The 15,241-nt window shown below is 60.2% G+C and carries 15 protein-coding genes, 6 tRNA genes and 1 pseudogene; 21 read left to right on the top strand and 1 reads right to left on the bottom strand.

The annotated features are described in order from the left end of the window. The first annotated feature begins 41 nt into the window (after positions 1-41). From KO538_RS01735 to KO538_RS01635, 21 genes and pseudogenes are all read left to right on the top strand, one after another. Positions 42-569 (top strand): hypothetical protein, encoded by a 528-nt coding sequence (locus KO538_RS01735; RefSeq protein ID WP_219327321.1) that lies wholly within the window; start codon positions 42-44, stop codon positions 567-569. 66 nt (positions 570-635) lie between these two features. Then, the gene (gene rpoE / locus KO538_RS01730; RefSeq protein WP_034749631.1) at positions 636-1,259 is read left to right on the top strand and encodes an RNA polymerase sigma factor RpoE; all 624 of its coding nucleotides are present in this window, start codon (positions 636-638) and stop codon (positions 1,257-1,259) included. A 71-nt stretch (positions 1,260-1,330) separates the two neighbouring features. Then, positions 1,331-1,666: a sigma-E factor negative regulatory protein gene (locus tag KO538_RS01725; RefSeq protein WP_219327320.1), complete on the top strand. Its 336-nt coding sequence runs from the start codon at positions 1,331-1,333 to the stop codon at positions 1,664-1,666. 236 nt (positions 1,667-1,902) lie between these two features. Then, on the top strand, positions 1,903-3,396 hold the full coding sequence (locus tag KO538_RS01720) for a DegQ family serine endoprotease (RefSeq protein ID WP_219327319.1): 1,494 nt from the start codon (positions 1,903-1,905) through the stop codon (positions 3,394-3,396). Between the two features lie 54 nt (positions 3,397-3,450). Beyond that, positions 3,451-3,696, top strand: coding sequence for a glutaredoxin family protein (locus tag KO538_RS01715; RefSeq protein WP_046683970.1), 246 nt, complete (start codon positions 3,451-3,453; stop codon positions 3,694-3,696). A gap of 317 nt (positions 3,697-4,013) precedes the next feature. After that, a complete protein-coding gene (gene lepA / locus KO538_RS01710) occupies positions 4,014-5,804 on the top strand; it encodes a translation elongation factor 4 (protein ID WP_034749621.1) in 1,791 nt (596 codons plus the stop codon). 3 nt (positions 5,805-5,807) lie between these two features. Continuing rightward, positions 5,808-6,725 carry a signal peptidase I gene (gene lepB / locus KO538_RS01705; protein ID WP_058051300.1) on the top strand — a complete coding sequence of 306 codons (918 nt, stop codon included), beginning with the start codon at positions 5,808-5,810 and terminating at the stop codon, positions 6,723-6,725. 74 nt (positions 6,726-6,799) lie between these two features. Beyond that, positions 6,800-7,615, top strand: coding sequence for a ribonuclease III (gene rnc, locus KO538_RS01700; protein ID WP_034749615.1), 816 nt, complete (start codon positions 6,800-6,802; stop codon positions 7,613-7,615). 1 nt (position 7,616) lies between these two features. After that, a complete protein-coding gene (gene era / locus KO538_RS01695) occupies positions 7,617-8,519 on the top strand; it encodes a GTPase Era (protein WP_046683972.1) in 903 nt (300 codons plus the stop codon). 28 nt (positions 8,520-8,547) lie between these two features. Next, entirely contained in the window at positions 8,548-9,390 is an 843-nt protein-coding gene (gene recO, locus KO538_RS01690) for a DNA repair protein RecO (protein ID WP_070302032.1), read from the top strand. A 30-nt stretch (positions 9,391-9,420) separates the two neighbouring features. Further along, the gene (pdxJ, locus tag KO538_RS01685) at positions 9,421-10,182 is read left to right on the top strand and encodes a pyridoxine 5'-phosphate synthase (protein WP_219327318.1); all 762 of its coding nucleotides are present in this window, start codon (positions 9,421-9,423) and stop codon (positions 10,180-10,182) included. A 20-nt stretch (positions 10,183-10,202) separates the two neighbouring features. Further along, positions 10,203-10,643, top strand: a complete 441-nt coding sequence (gene acpS / locus KO538_RS01680; RefSeq protein ID WP_070302030.1) for a holo-ACP synthase — start codon at positions 10,203-10,205, stop codon at positions 10,641-10,643. Then, positions 10,640-12,520, top strand: a complete 1,881-nt coding sequence (gene uvrC, locus KO538_RS01675) for an excinuclease ABC subunit UvrC (RefSeq protein WP_219327317.1) — start codon at positions 10,640-10,642, stop codon at positions 12,518-12,520. The genes acpS and uvrC overlap by 4 nt, the downstream gene beginning before the upstream one ends. Positions 12,521-12,531: 11 nt before the next feature. Continuing rightward, positions 12,532-12,715, top strand: a pseudogene (locus tag KO538_RS29730) (helix-hairpin-helix domain-containing protein); the annotation flags it as partial. Positions 12,716-12,842: 127 nt separating this feature from the next. Continuing rightward, complete coding sequence (gene pgsA / locus KO538_RS01665) at positions 12,843-13,427, top strand: CDP-diacylglycerol--glycerol-3-phosphate 3-phosphatidyltransferase (protein ID WP_034749601.1); 585 nt, start codon at positions 12,843-12,845, stop codon at positions 13,425-13,427. Between the two features lie 225 nt (positions 13,428-13,652). Continuing rightward, positions 13,653-13,728 (top strand) — tRNA-Gly (locus KO538_RS01660). Positions 13,729-13,820: 92 nt separating this feature from the next. Beyond that, a tRNA-Gly gene (locus KO538_RS01655) sits at positions 13,821-13,896 on the top strand. Between the two features lie 71 nt (positions 13,897-13,967). Further along, positions 13,968-14,043: transfer RNA gene (locus KO538_RS01650), tRNA-Gly, on the top strand. Positions 14,044-14,098: 55 nt separating this feature from the next. Next, a tRNA-Gly gene (locus tag KO538_RS01645) sits at positions 14,099-14,174 on the top strand. An 83-nt stretch (positions 14,175-14,257) separates the two neighbouring features. Beyond that, positions 14,258-14,333 (top strand) — tRNA-Gly (locus KO538_RS01640). A gap of 42 nt (positions 14,334-14,375) precedes the next feature. Then, positions 14,376-14,449, top strand: a tRNA-Cys gene (locus KO538_RS01635). 150 nt (positions 14,450-14,599) lie between these two features. On the opposite strand, the gene KO538_RS01630 is transcribed toward KO538_RS01635, so the two are convergent. Further along, a complete protein-coding gene (locus KO538_RS01630; protein WP_034756648.1) occupies positions 14,600-15,154 on the bottom strand; it encodes an inclusion body family protein in 555 nt (184 codons plus the stop codon). Positions 15,155-15,241 lie beyond the last annotated feature (87 nt).

Here is a 15,241-nt window from a genome sequence, read left to right as displayed (position 1 = left end):
CGGCGCGCCTTTTTTCCCCATGAAGTATGTCAATCGCGGTAGTGGCTGTCATTCGCACGCCTGTCTGTTTGCGCCTGTTGCAAGCGGCGCTGGGACTGTGTGCCTTGCTGGCCGCCTGGCCCTTGAGCGGTGCGTGGCGCGTTGCGGCCGTGCCCGGCTCTGGCCCCGGCCAGTTGGTGGGCGCTTATGCGCTGGGCTGGAGCGGTGCACTGCTGAGTGCGGCTGGCGGCGTGTTGTTGCTCGCTTTGCTGCGCAGGCGCAGAAAGCCGCGGACGCTTGATATTTCGCCGGTTGGCCAGTTGCGGCTGGCGGTATATCTGGAGCATGGCGGGGTGCCAATGATGGATGCCAGCGCGGTGATGGAGTCGGCCGGCGCGGGGCCGTTGGTGCCGCCGGGGCTGCGCCTGTTACCGGGTTCGACCCTGTGGCCGTCGCTGCTGGTGCTGTGCCTGGCAGATGCTGCCGGGCGGCGTACGGATGTGCTGGTGCAGCGCGGCGGCAGCTGCGCCGCCTTCCGCCCGCTGGCCGTGGCGTGCCGGGCCATCGCGGCGCGGAATGGGGAAGAATAAAAGTGGGGCGAACACTGAACTTCTTGCAGCGGGCCAACTCTATATCCATACAGGCGCCCACGCTGCATGACTACAGGGACATTGGGCGTGAGGACAGAGCGCGAGTATGATCAGTTACTGGTCGAGCGGGTGCAGGCCGGCGACAAACGGGCATTCGATGTGCTGGTATCGAAATACCAGCGCCGCTTGATGCGCCTCGTGTCGCGCCTTGTGCATGACCCGGCGGAGGCCGAAGATGTGGTGCAGGAAACCTTTATCAAGGCATACCGGGCGCTGCGCCATTTTCGCGGTGAGGCCGCCTTTTATACCTGGCTGTACCGCATCGGCATCAATACGGCCAAGAATTATCTTGTCACACAGGGGCGCCGCGCCGCCACGTCCAGCGATACCGATGCCGAGCAGGCGGAGTCCTTCGATGATGGCAATAAATTGCGCGACAACAATACACCCGAATCGGTGCTGGCCAGCAAGCAGATTGCGGCCACCGTCAATGCGGCCATGGATGTACTGCCCATCGAATTGCGCACGGCCATCGTGCTGCGCGAGATCGAGGGCCTGAGCTATGAAGAAATATCGGAGATCATGGCGTGCCCCATCGGCACCGTGCGCAGCCGGATTTTTCGCGCGCGCGAAGTGATTGCGGAGAAATTGAAACCGTTGCTGGACATGCCAATTGACAAGCGCTGGTAATCTGGGAGTATGAGGTTGGCATGGCTGTGTCCGGTTTCCGCACCGATCCCTTTGAAATGGCAGGACCCATCATGGATACGCATACAAGATTGCACGAGACTATTTCCGCCCTGGCCGATGGCGAGCTGGCGGCGAGCGAACTCGAACTGGCTTTTGCCGCCCTTGACACGGATGAGGGGCGGCAGATCTGGGATGCCTATCGCCATATCGGTGACGTGCTGCGCTCGGAGCAGTGCGGCCATCCACTGAGCAAGCAGTTCGATGCGCGTCTGGCCAGCCGCCTGGCCGCCGAGGCGGCGCCTGAGGGGGCGGCTGCCCATGCCGAGCCGCTGCTGCCCCTGTCCGCCGCCATCGTGCCGCCGGGCACTGCCGAGCCACTGGAGGCGGGGCCACTGGCGCAGCGCTAAGAGGCTGTTTGCCATCTTATGCCAGGCTTAATGTTCCCGTCGCCCTCTTGACACTGGCCTTCGGTACGATTGACACTGTGCGCAGGCAATATCTTGCTTTTGCGATATATTGTTGCTGCCATGCGCGCTGCCGGGTGTGTTTGCCCCCGGGATTCCGTCGTGACGGCCAATCATGCACGCAGGCAATAGTCTGATCCGCGGTTTGATCCGTTTCTATATTCGAGAAGATCTTTTCCATGAAAAAAAACATGTGTGCTGCCAGCAAGTCGTTTTCAGTGAAGACGCTTTCCGCCTTATTGTTCGGTACGGCTGGCGTTTTTTTTGCCCCGTCCATGCTGGGCCTGGCGCCACAGGCGCAGGCCGCCGTGCCGGCCGTGAAATTGCCTGATTTCTCGGACCTGGTCGACGCCGTCGGCCCGGCCGTGGTGAATATCCGTACCACCGAGCGCCTGAAAATGGGTGGCGCCGGCAGCCAGGATGAGCAGGAAATGCAGGAATTCCTGCGCCGCTTCTTTGGCGGCGCCATGCCGACGCCGCGCCAGCAGGCGCCACGCGGCGGCGGCCGCCGCGCCGTGCCGCAGGAGCAGGAAGTGCAGCGCGGTGTCGGTTCCGGCTTCATCATTTCGGCCGATGGCTATGTGCTGAGCAATGCCCACGTGGTCGATGGCGCCGATGAAGTCTACGTGACTCTCACGGACAAGCGCGAATTCAAGGCCAAGGTAATCGGCGCCGATGGCAGCACCGACGTGGCCCTGCTGAAAATCGAAGGCAGCAACCTGCCGCGCCTGACCATCGGCGACTCCAACAAGATACGCGTGGGCGAGTGGGTCATCGCCATCGGTTCGCCGTTCAACCTGGATAACACGGTGACGGCTGGCATTATTTCCGCGAAGTCACGCGACACGGGCGACTATTTGCCGCTGATCCAGAGCGACGTTGCCGTCAATCCCGGCAACTCGGGTGGTCCGCTGATCAATATGCGCGGCGAAGTGATCGGCATCAATTCGCAGATCGCCACCTTGTCCGGCGCCTACAATGGCATTTCGTTTGCCGTGCCCATCGATGAAGCCATGCGCGTGGGCGAGCAGCTGAAAAAGACGGGCAAGGTGGCGCGTGGTCGCATCGGCGTGCAGATCGGCGCACTCAGCAAGGACGTGGCGGAATCGCTGGGCTTGCCGAATGCGAATGGAGCGCAAGTATCGATGGTGGAACCGGGCGGCCCGGCCGACAAGGCGGGCATCAAGCCGGGCGACATCATCCTGAAATTCAATGGCACGACCGTCGAGCGTGCTTCCGACCTGTCGCGTCTGGTCGGTGGTTCCGCCGTCAATGGTAAGGCCAACATCACCATCTGGCGCAATGGTGCGCAGCAGACCCTGCCCATCACGGTGATTGAGCTGGAGAGCGGCAAGATGGCGAAGAAGGGCACCAAGGAGCCGGAAGTGCAAACCGCCAACGCGCTGGGCTTGAAAGTCAGCGACATGCCGGCCGCGAAAAAGCAGGAACTGAAGATCGACGCGGGCGTGCTGGTCGACGAGGCCGATGGCGTGGCGGCCCTGGCCGGGCTGCAGCCTGGCGATGTGATCTTGCAACTGAATAACGTTGCCGTGAAAGACGCCAGGCAGTTCAATGCCCTGGTCGCCAAGCTCGATCCGAAGAAGACGTCGGCCTTGCTGGTGCGCCGTGGCGACGTGGCGCAATTCGTTTCGCTGCGCCCGTCGGCGAAGTAACTATGTGATCATCCCGCATTCCGGCCGCGGCCGGGATGCGGTATCCTGCCCGTCATGCACTTCACCCTCTATTCCCGCAGTTATTGCCACCTTTGTCAGGACATGCTCGACGCTTTGCTCCTGCTGCAGCCGCCCGGAAAACCGTTCACGGTGGACGTGATCGACATCGATGCATCGCCCGACGCCTCGCTGCTGGCCCGTTTCGATGAGCTGGTGCCGGTGCTGTTCGGCGACCTGGCCCAGCCCGAGCTCTGCCATTATTTCCTTGACGAGGCGGCCGTGCGCCGCTGCCTGGTGTAGTTTGATTGTCAATATTAACACTGCATTGCACCATTCTGGTGCTGAAAACAGCCGAAAATGTCGGCTTGCCCCGGTGTCGGCCTCATAAGACGGGCTTTCTACTCTGAAATCCGGTAAAATGGGGAGGTCGAAAAAGCTACTGTCCGAGGCAGCAGCTTCTGTCGCTTCAAAAGCGCTCGCCTGGGCATGCAGATGTCCTGCTCGGAGCGCTTTTTTCATCATGAGTGGGGTGCCCGGTTTTGGCCCGGCTTGGCCCGAGCATGATCCCCATGATTCCTGTTAAAGCAGTGTCGTCAACTTCGCACTTATATTAGTTAATGAACAACATACGCAATTTCTCCATCATCGCCCATATTGACCACGGTAAATCGACCCTGGCTGACCGCATCATTCAATTGTGCGGCGGCTTGTCCGACCGCGAGATGGAGGCGCAGGTGCTCGATTCGATGGATCTGGAGCGCGAGCGCGGCATTACCATCAAGGCGCAAACGGCGGCCCTGCACTACAAGGCGCGCGATGGCCAGATCTATAATCTGAACCTGATCGATACGCCGGGCCACGTCGACTTCAGCTATGAAGTGTCGCGCTCGCTGTCGGCGTGCGAAGGCGCGCTGCTGGTCGTGGACGCGTCGCAAGGCGTGGAAGCGCAAACGGTCGCCAACTGCTACACGGCACTGGACCTGGGCGTGGAAGTGGTACCCGTGCTGAACAAGATCGACTTGCCGAACGCGGATCCGCCGAGCGCGATTGCCGAGATCGAGGACGTGATCGGCATCGATGCGGGCGACGCCGTGCATTGCTCGGCCAAGACGGGCTTTGGCGTGCTGGACGTGCTCGAACAACTGATCGTCAAGGTACCGCCACCGAAGGGCGACCCGGACGCGCCGCTGCAGGCGCTGATCGTCGACTCCTGGTATGACGCCTATGTAGGCGTGGTCATGCTGGTGCGCGTCATCAACGGCACCCTGAAACCGAAAGACAAGATTCGCCTGATGGCCACCGATTCGGTGCAGCTGGTGGAAGACATCGGCGTGTTTTCGCCACGTTCGCAATCCTTGCCACAATTGTCGGCAGGCCAGGTGGGCTTCATCATCGCCGGCATCAAGGAATTGAAAGCGGCGAAAGTGGGCGACACCGTCACCCTGGCCAACCGTCCTGCCGCCGCGCCATTGCCTGGCTTCAAGGAAGTGCAGCCGCAAGTGTTCGCCGGCCTGTTCCCCGTGGAAGCGAACCAGTACGACGCGCTGCGCGACTCGCTGGAAAAGCTGAAACTGAACGACGCGGCCCTGATGTACGAGCCGGAAGTGTCGCAGGCGCTGGGCTTCGGCTTCCGCTGCGGCTTCCTGGGCTTGCTGCACATGGAAATCGTGCAGGAGCGCCTCGAGCGCGAATTCGACATGGACCTGATCACCACGGCGCCAACCGTGGTATACGAAGTGATCCAGCGCGACGGCACCATGATCAACGTCGACAACCCGTCGAAGATGCCCGATCCGTCGCGCATCGAGGAAGTGCGCGAGCCTATCGTCACGGTCAATCTGTACATGCCGCAGGAATATGTGGGCTCCGTGATCACCTTGTGTATCGGCAAGCGCGGTATCCAGATGGACATGAGCTACCACGGCCGCCAGGTCAAGCTCGTGTATGAAATGCCGATGGCCGAGATCGTACTGGACTTCTTCGACCGCCTGAAATCGACGTCGCGCGGCTATGCCTCGATGGATTACGAGTTCAAGGAATACCGCGCAGCCGATGTGGTCAAGGTCGACATGCTGATCAACAGCGAAAAAGTCGATGCGCTGGCCATCATCGTCCACCGTTCGAACAGCCAGTACCGTGGCCGCCAGGTGGCCGCCAAGATGCGCGAACTGATCCCGCGCCAGATGTTCGACGTGGCGATTCAAGCGACCATCGGCGCGAACATCATTTCGCGCGAGAACGTAAAAGCCTTGCGCAAGAACGTCTTGGCCAAGTGCTATGGCGGCGACATCAGCCGCAAGAAGAAATTGCTGGAAAAACAAAAAGCGGGTAAGAAACGCATGAAGCAAGTGGGTTCCGTGGAGATCCCGCAAGAAGCATTCCTGGCAATTTTACAAGTGGATGGTTAATCAATGAACCTGCAAGTGATTTTAGGAAATTTCGCTTTAATCCTGTTCGTGCTGATGGTGTTGACGGGCCTGGTCTGGTGCCTCGATGTGTTTTATTTGTCCAAGCAGCGCCGCAAGGCGGCCGACCGCGCCCTGGCTGAATTCGATGCGCGCCAGTCCAAGCTGGCCGCCGAGGGCATCAAGTCCGATGCCGGCGGCAGCCGCGCGAGCATCGAGGCGGCCCTGTTGCGCCAGCCGACCTGGGTCGAGTATTCGGGCAGCTTCTTCCCCGTCATCGCGCTCGTGTTCTGCCTGCGCTCGTTCTTGTACGAGCCGTTCAAGATCCCGTCGAGCTCGATGGTGCCGACCTTGCTGGTGGGCGATCTGATACTGGTGAACAAGTTCACCTATGGTATTCGTCTGCCCATCGTCAACAAGCGCATCATTGAAGTCAACGATCCGCAGCGCGGCGACGTGATGGTGTTCAAGTATCCGAAAGATATGTCGCAAGACTATATCAAGCGTGTGATCGGTGTGCCCGGTGATAAAATCACCTATGAAAACAAGCGCTTGACGGTCAACGGCAAGGAAGTGGCATACACGCCGCTGGACGACTACCTGGACGATGAAAGCACGGTCTACCACAAGCAGCTGGAAGAAAACCTGACGGGCGTGAGCCACCGCATCCTCAACGACGAGCCTGCTCCAACGTTGAACTTGCGCGAAGTGAAGGATTTCCCCCACAAGGATGCGTGCGACTACAACGAAGACGGCTTTACATGTGTAGTGCCACAAGGCAATTACTTCATGATGGGCGACAACCGCGACAATAGCGCGGACAGCCGCTACTGGGGCTTCGTGCCGAACGAGAACATCGTCGGCAAGGCTTTCCTGGTGTGGATGAACTTCAGCAATCCGAAACGAGTGGGCGGCATACACTAGGCCGTCCCTATGGCAGCCGCGCCGATTCCCCGCGCGGCGGCCAGCCGAATTACTCAGATGACACAGAAACAACAATGAATCTTCAGCTATTGCAAACCCGTTTAGGCTATACGTTCCAGGATGCTGGCCTGTTGCAGCAAGCCTTGACGCATCGTAGCCACAGCAGTTTGCATAACGAGCGGCTGGAATTCCTCGGCGACTCCATCCTCAACTGCGTGGTCGCTTCCATCCTGTACGAACGCTTCAAGTCCATCGACGAGGGCGATTTGTCGCGCCTGCGCGCCAACCTGGTGAAACAGCAGTCGCTGTATGAAATCGCGCAAAAGCTGGAATTGTCGCAATTTTTGCGCCTGGGCGAAGGCGAACTGAAATCGGGCGGTTTTCGCCGTCCATCGATCCTCGCCGACACCCTGGAAGCCTTGCTGGGCGCCATCTTCCTCGACACGGGCTTCGATGCGGCCAGCACGGTGATCCGCGCCTTCTACATCCCCATCCTCGACTCGGTCGATCCGCAAACCCTGGGCAAGGATGCCAAGACCCTGCTGCAGGAGTTTTTGCAAAGCAAGAAAATTTCGCTGCCACAGTACAACGTGGTGGCTACCCACGGCGCCGCCCACAGCCAGGAATTCGAGATCGAATGCCTGGTGCCGAAATTGAACATCCAGGTTTACGGCCGTGGCGGAAGCCGCCGCGCCGGTGAGCAAGCCGCCGCCAAACTGGCGCTGGACGTGGCCGAGCAGGCGCTGCTGAAGTCGCCTGCCGCCAGCCGCAAGCCCAAACCGCGCGCCGCCCAGCTCAAGCTGGCCGGCATTGCCACCATCCAGAGCGACGACGCGCAAGCCCCGGCTGCACCGGCGATCGCCGCTCACACTAAACAGAATCGACACTAGCATGACAGCCACCAAAATGCCCGACAACTTCCGCTGCGGCTATATCGCCATCGTGGGCCGCCCGAACGTGGGCAAATCGACCCTGATGAACGTGCTGATCGGCGCGAAGGTCAGCATCACTTCGCGCAAGGCGCAAACCACGCGCCACCGTATCACGGGCATCCAGACGGTGCCGGACGCGCAGTTCATCTACGTCGACACGCCTGGCTTCCAGACGCGCCACTCGAACGCGCTGAACAAGACGCTGAACAAGACCGTCACGAACACCCTGATTTCCTCGGACGTGATTTTGTACGTGATCGAGGCGGGCACGTTTGGCCCGGCCGACCAGCAAGTGATGGACCTGCTGCCGAAGGAAGTGCCGTGCATTCTCGTCATCAATAAATCGGACCGCGTGAAAGACAAGGCCGTGCTGCTGCCGTTCGCGCAAAAGGTCGCCGCCATGCGCGACTTCGCCGCCATCGTGCCCGTCTCGGCCAAGCTGCACTTCCAGCTGGAAGGCTTACAGAACGAAATCAAACGCTTCCTGCCGGAAAACCAGCCGATCTTTGGCCCGGACGACATCACGGACCGCAGCGAGAAATTCCTCGCCTCGGAAATCGTGCGCGAAAAACTGTTCCGCTTTGTCGGCGACGAACTGCCGTACACGAGCACCGTGCTGATCGAGAAATTCGAGCAGGAAGGCGATCTGCGCCGCGTGTTTGCCGCCATCCTGGTCGAGCGCGATACGCACAAGTCCATGATCATCGGCAACAAGGGCGCGCGCCTGAAGGAAGTCTCCACCCAGGCCCGCCTGGATATGGAAAAGCTGTTCGGCGGCCCCGTGTACCTGGAAATCTGGGTCAAGGTCAAGTCGGGCTGGGCCGACAACGAGGCGGGCTTGCGCGCCTACGGCTACGAGTAATCCGCAACCCGGGGGCGACGCCACACGCATGAGCACCACCACGCCAGCGCTGCACGATCCTGCGCCAGCCTCCATCGTTGTCCCCGCGCCGGCGGCCATTGCGCCGCCGGCCGCAACTCCCGCATCCGCCGCGCCCCGGCGCAGCCGCCCGCCCGCGCGCGATGGCAAGGTCACGGGCCAGCCAGCCTTCGTACTGCACAGCTATCCGCATAAAGAAACCAGCCTCATCGTCGACGTGTTTACACGCGAATATGGCCGCATCGCGCTCGTCGCCAAGGGTGCCAAGCGGCCCCATTCGCAATTGCGCGGCGTGCTGCAGACGTTCCAGCCGCTGCAGGCGGGCTGGACGGGCAAGTCCGAACTGCGCATCCTCACGGGCGCCGAGTGGGTGGGTGGCATGCTGCCGCTGGAAAAGACCGCCTTGCTGTGCGGCTTTTATCTGAACGAATTGCTTGTGAAACTGCTGGCGCGCGACGACCCGCATCCCGTCCTGTTCGACCACTACGTTGCCACCTTGAATCAACTGGCGCACAATGAGCCGCCGCCCATCGTGCTGCGCAAGTTCGAGCGTGCCCTGCTCAAGGAAACGGGCGTGGCGGCCGACTTGACGCGCTGCACGGGCACGCGCCAGGCCGTCGATGCGGGGCAGGTGTACGTGGTCGATCCGGAACGGGGACCGCGTCCGGCGCGCGCCGCCGACGCCTGGCCCAAGATCACGGGCAAGACCCTGCTCGACATGGAGCGCGAAGATTATCTTGACGTGGCCACGCAAGCGCAAAGCAAGCTGCTGATGCGTTTTTTGCTGGCCCATCAACTGGGTGGCGCCACCTTGAATACGCGCCAGATACTGATCGATTTAATGCAGCTGTAATAGATTTCAGCACTTTACGGACACCATCATATGAGCTTTTTGCAGCCTTCCGGCCCCGTCATCGACCTGGGCGTCAATATCGACCACGTGGCCACCTTGCGCAATGCGCGCGGCACCGCGTATCCGGACCCGATCCGCGCGGCTCTGCTGGCCGAACAGGCGGGCGCCGACGCCATCACCCTGCATTTGCGCGAAGACCGCCGCCACATCAAGGATGCGGACGTCATCGCCATCGCGCCGCAATTGCTTACGCGCATGAACCTGGAAGCGGCCGTGACGCAGGAGATGATCGACTTCGCCTGCCGCATCCGTCCCGCCGACGTCTGCCTGGTGCCGGAAAAACGCACGGAAGTGACGACGGAAGGGGGGCTGGACGTGGTGCGCTACTTCAAGGAAGTGCAGGCGGCCGTGCAGCAATTGCAAGGCGAGGGCATTCGCGTGAGCCTGTTCATCGATGCGGACGAGCAGCAGATCGCCGCCGCAGCTGAATTGGGCGCGCCCGTGATCGAGTTGCACACGGGCCGCTACGCGGATACGCAAGGCGCCGAGCAACTGGCCGAGCTGGAGCGCATCAAGGCGGGCGTGCTGTTCGGCGTGGGCCGCGGCTTGAAGGTCAACGCGGGCCACGGCTTGCATTACACCAATGTGCAGGCGATTGCCGCCATTTCCGATATTGCCGAACTGAACATCGGCCACGCCATCGTCGCGCATGCCGTGTTTGTCGGCTGGGAAAACGCCGTGCGCGAAATGAAGGCCATCATGGTGGCCACACGCATCGCCAGCAAGGCATAAGCGCGCACAAAGGAGGCAGCATGATCTACGGCATCGGCACCGATATCTGCAAGATCCCCCGCATCGAGGCGGCACTGGCGCGCCACGGCGAGCGTTTCGCGAAAAAGATACTGGGGCCGCAGGAGCTGGAAAAGTTTCGCGCCCGCAGCGCCAAGAACGCCGTGCGCGGCGTGCGCTTCCTCGCCACGCGCTTCGCGGCCAAGGAGGCGTTTTCCAAGGCCATCGGCCTGGGCTTGCGCATGCCGATGACCTGGCCCGCCGCGCAGATGCTGAACCACCCGAGCGGCAAACCGATGATCGTCTGCAGCGGCGTGCTGGCGGACTTCATGGAGAAACATCGGCTGAGCGCGCAAGTGACGATCAGCGATGAAGAAGAGTATGCGGTCGCGTTCGTGATCGTGGAGCAAGCAGATGCCGGGGTCAGACCCGGCGGGTCTGACCCCAAACCGAGCCAGCAATGACTGAAGCAAACCCCGACCTCAATCCCACGGAGACGCCACCCGACCCGCGCGCGCAGGTGCTGGCCACCGTCGCCAAGCTGCCGAATTTACCCGGCGTGTACCGTTATTTCGACGCCGCTGACAAGGTACTGTACGTCGGCAAGGCGCGCGACTTGAAAAAGCGCGTCTCGAGTTACTTCCAGAAAAACCTGGCCAGCCCCCGCATCGCCATGATGGTCGAGCGCATCGCGCGCCTGGAAACGACCGTCACGCACAGCGAGGCGGAAGCCCTGATCCTGGAAAACAACCTGATCAAGGCGCTGCAGCCGCGCTACAACATCCTGTTCCGCGATGATAAATCGTATCCGTATCTGAAAATCACGAATGGCGATGCGCCGCGCATGGTGTATTACCGGGGAGCGGTGGACAAGAAAAACCAGTATTTCGGGCCGTTCCCCAGTTCCTGGGCCGTCAAGGAATCGATGCAGATCCTGCAAAAGGTGTTCCTCATCCGCACCTGCGAGGACAGCGTCTACGCGAACCGCACGCGGCCCTGCCTGCTGCACCAGATCGGCCGCTGCAGCGCGCCGTGCGTGGACCTGATCAGCAAGGAAGACTACAAGAACGACGTGGAAAACGCGGCGCGCTTCCTGCGCGGGCGCCAGAGCGAAGTGCTGGCCGACCTGGAAAAGAAGATGCATGCGTTTGCCGCCGAGCTGAAATTCGAGCAGGCCGTGGTGGTGCGCAACCAGATCGCTTCGCTGTCGCGCGTGCTGCACCAGCAAAGCATGGAAACGACGGGCGACGCCGACGTCGACATTCTCGCCGTGCTGGTGCAGGGCGGACGCGCCTGCGTCAACCTGGCCATGGTGCGCGGCGGACGGCACCTGGGCGACCGCGCGTATTTCCCCAGCCAGCTCAGCGATGCGGCGGCGATTGCCGAGGAAGCCATCGAGGTGGAAGTGCTGGCCGCCTTCCTGGCCCAGCACTACACGGAAAAATTCATTCCCGGCACCCTGATCCTGAATATCGAATTCGACCAGCCGGCCCTGATGGTGGCCTTGATGGAGCAGTGCGGCCACCGCATCAACCTGATTTTCCAGCCGCAGGGGCAGCGTCGCCAGTGGCTGGAGATGGCGCAGAAGGGCGCCGAGATTTCGCTGGCGCGCTTGTTGTCCGAGCAGGGGTCGCAGCAGTCGCGCACGCGCGCGCTGGCCGAAGCACTGCGCCTGGAAACAGAAGATCTCGACAGCCTGCGCGTCGAGTGCTTCGACATCAGCCACACGCAGGGCGAGGCGACGCAGGCCTCGTGCGTCGTGTTCCATCACCACGCCATGCAGAACGGCGAGTACCGGCGCTACAACATCAACGACATCACGCCCGGCGACGATTACGCGGCCATGCGCCAGGTCCTCATGCGCCGTTATGAAAAGGTGGCGAATGGCGACGGCGTCATGCCCGACGTGGTCTTGATCGACGGCGGCAAGGGACAGATCGAGATGGCGCGCCAGGTGTTTGCCGAGCTGGGACTCGATATCAGCTTGATTGTCGGCGTGGCCAAGGGGGAGGGGCGCAAGGTGGGCCTGGAAACCCTGCTGTTCGTCGATGGCCGCGCGGCGCAGGAACTGGGCAAGGAATCGGCGGCCCTGATGCTGATCGCGCAAATCCGCGACGAGGCGCACCGCTTTGCCATCACCGGCATGCGCGCCAAGCGTGCCAAGACGCGCCAGACGTCGCGCCTGGAAGAGATCGAAGGCATCGGCGCCAAGCGCCGCCAGAAACTGTTGTCGCGCTTTGGCGGCTTGCGCGGCGTGGTTGATGCCAGCGTCGAGGATCTGATGTCGGTGGAGGGGATTTCGACTCAACTTGCGGAAGAGATATATAAGCAGTTGCATTAATGCTCGAACGGGCGCGCCAGACCTCGCGGCTGGAAGAGATCGAAAGGGGCACAATGCGGCGCCAAGCGCCGCCAGAAACTGCTGTCGCGCTTTGGCGGCTTGCGCGGCGTCGTCGACGCCAGTGTCGAGGACCTGATGTCGGTGGAGGGGATTTCCACGCAACTGGCGGAAGAGATCTACAAGCAATTACATTGATGGACCAATGGCCTGGTCCGGTGCTGCGGCAAGCGGACTAGGCTAATACCCCGGGGCCATGTAGACTAGTGGCGCTTTCTTCACGCTTTCTTCATGTTCAATTTACCCGTCGGCCGATTGCTCTCTTATGCCTTTTAATATTCCCATCCTTCTGACCTGGCTGCGCGTGGCCCTGATTCCGCTTGTCGTCGGCGTGTTTTACCTGCCGCCGTCGATGCTGCTGCATGGCGACCAGAACCTGGTTGCCACCCTGGTCTTCATCGTTGCGGCCGTGACCGACTGGTTCGACGGCTTCCTCGCGCGCCGCTGGAACCAGACGTCGGCCTTCGGCGCCTTCCTCGACCCCGTGGCCGACAAGCTGATGGTGGCAGGCGCCTTGCTGGTGCTGGTGCAGCTGGACCGTGTCAATGCCGTGCTGGCCTTCATCATCATCGGCCGCGAAATCACGATTTCCGCGCTGCGCGAATGGATGGCGCAGATCGGCGCATCGAAATCGGTGGCCGTCAGCTCGATCGGCAAGATCAAGACGGCCGCGCAAATGACGGCCATTCCCTTGCTGCTGTACCACGAAGTGATCTTTGGCGCGATCGACACCCACGTGTGGGGCGAAAAGCTGCTGTGGATCGCCTGCGTGCTGACGGTGTGGTCGATGTTCTATTACTTGCGCCTGGCATGGCCGCTCATCAAGGAAAAGGCCGGTAACCTGCATTAAGGCCGCTCCGCCTAGCTACTGCGCAGCGCACTCTCGCGTCTCCGTTGCTCGCTGTACCTTCGTACAGCTCCGCTACTTAACACGATATTGCGCTTGCTCGCTACGCTATTCGGAGGACCTTAAGACGGTATTGGCTACTTTCTGCGGAATATTTTGCAAAAGACCAGATATTGCCCGTTGACAGCCCCTGTAATCCCTCTATAATGCTGGCCTGTTGTTGATGACGCGGGAGTAGCTCAGTTGGTAGAGCGCAACCTTGCCAAGGTTGAGGTCGAGAGTTCGAGACTCTTCTCCCGCTCCAGTTTTCTGGATCGTGTCATAGGTAAAAACAGCGAATGCAGTAAAAAGTAGTACTGGCGATGTAGTAGAGCTTCTGATACAATGTTGTCCACTGCGGGAGTAGCTCAGTTGGTAGAGCGCAACCTTGCCAAGGTTGAGGTCGAGAGTTCGAGACTCTTCTCCCGCTCCAGTGAACACTGGATCAGCAGTAAAGCAGCGCTGGTAAACGGTAGTAAAAAGCAGTAAAATAGCGGTTCGTATGCGGGAGTAGCTCAGTTGGTAGAGCGCAACCTTGCCAAGGTTGAGGTCGAGAGTTCGAGACTCTTCTCCCGCTCCAGCGATAGCTGAAGCAGTACAGCAAGATGGCAGTAGCAGAAAATAGAAGCTCCAATGCGGGAGTAGCTCAGTTGGTAGAGCGCAACCTTGCCAAGGTTGAGGTCGAGAGTTCGAGACTCTTCTCCCGCTCCAGAATTCTAAAGGGAAGCTAAGCTGGCTTCCTTTTTTTATCCGCCGCAGTACGCGGCGCGATTAGGCGGTAACCAAGCTCCAATGCGGGAGTAGCTCAGTTGGTAGAGCGCAACCTTGCCAAGGTTGAGGTCGAGAGTTCGAGACTCTTCTCCCGCTCCAGTTTTCAAGGTGGGCCGCAAGGCGCATCCAAGCAGTTCCTCTGGCGAGGTAGCAAAGAGGTTATGCAGCGGCCTGCAAAGCCGTTTAGACGGGTTCGATTCCCGTCCTCGCCTCCAGATAAGTGCATGTGATATATGCGCAAGTAAAAAAGCCCACTTCGGTGGGCTTTTTTTCGTCTGTGGCGACGTCGCGGCGTATCTCTGCGCCGGCACCAGTCGGCGGTAATCAAATAAATGGTTTATATTTATTTGGTTTCCGGGAAATGACTAACCGACAGTAATCTGTGGATCCCAATAAAAATAACCATACAGGCTTTGCGTCTGGCCATCGTCATTCAGGCTATATACGGCAATATAGACGTAGAAATTTTCCGTGCCCGATTTGGATACCTGCGCCGTGAAATTGGAGAAATTGCGCGATTGCTGTACGGCCGGCAAACCATTCGAGGAATCCGTATTCGGCACGGCCGCATTTCTCCGTGTAATGGTATTGGAAACAAAGGTATTGAAGACCTTGTCGCCATTCCAGTAATTGATGCCGTAGACAATGACGGCCGAATCGGCATTGTCATAGATGGAAGCGCCGGTGAACGAGACGAAGTCGCCCACATTGGCCTTGAAGCTCAGGTCGGCGGTACCTTGCCCGCTATTGATGCCGCGCAGGTCGGTGGCAATCATGTACTGGCTGGTATGCACCAGGCCGACAGGCTTGGTTTGGTCGGGACTCGTCTGACGTGGATGCTGGGCCATGATCAGATCGGTGTCTATTACAACGAGAATGTTGATTGTAATATTACTGGCATATAATTGCGCGTCGGTCATGATTCCTCCTGAGTTTCCCTACTCGTCTGGCTTTTCGGATACGCCCCGTTTTTTAATGTGGTCAACAGTCTCCACCACTGCTGAGTA

This window comes from Janthinobacterium sp. NKUCC08_JDC (assembly GCF_019345575.1).
Classification (GTDB): Bacteria; Pseudomonadota; Gammaproteobacteria; order Burkholderiales; family Burkholderiaceae_D; genus Janthinobacterium; species Janthinobacterium aestuarii.
This window is presented reverse-complemented; position numbering and strand designations above follow the sequence as displayed.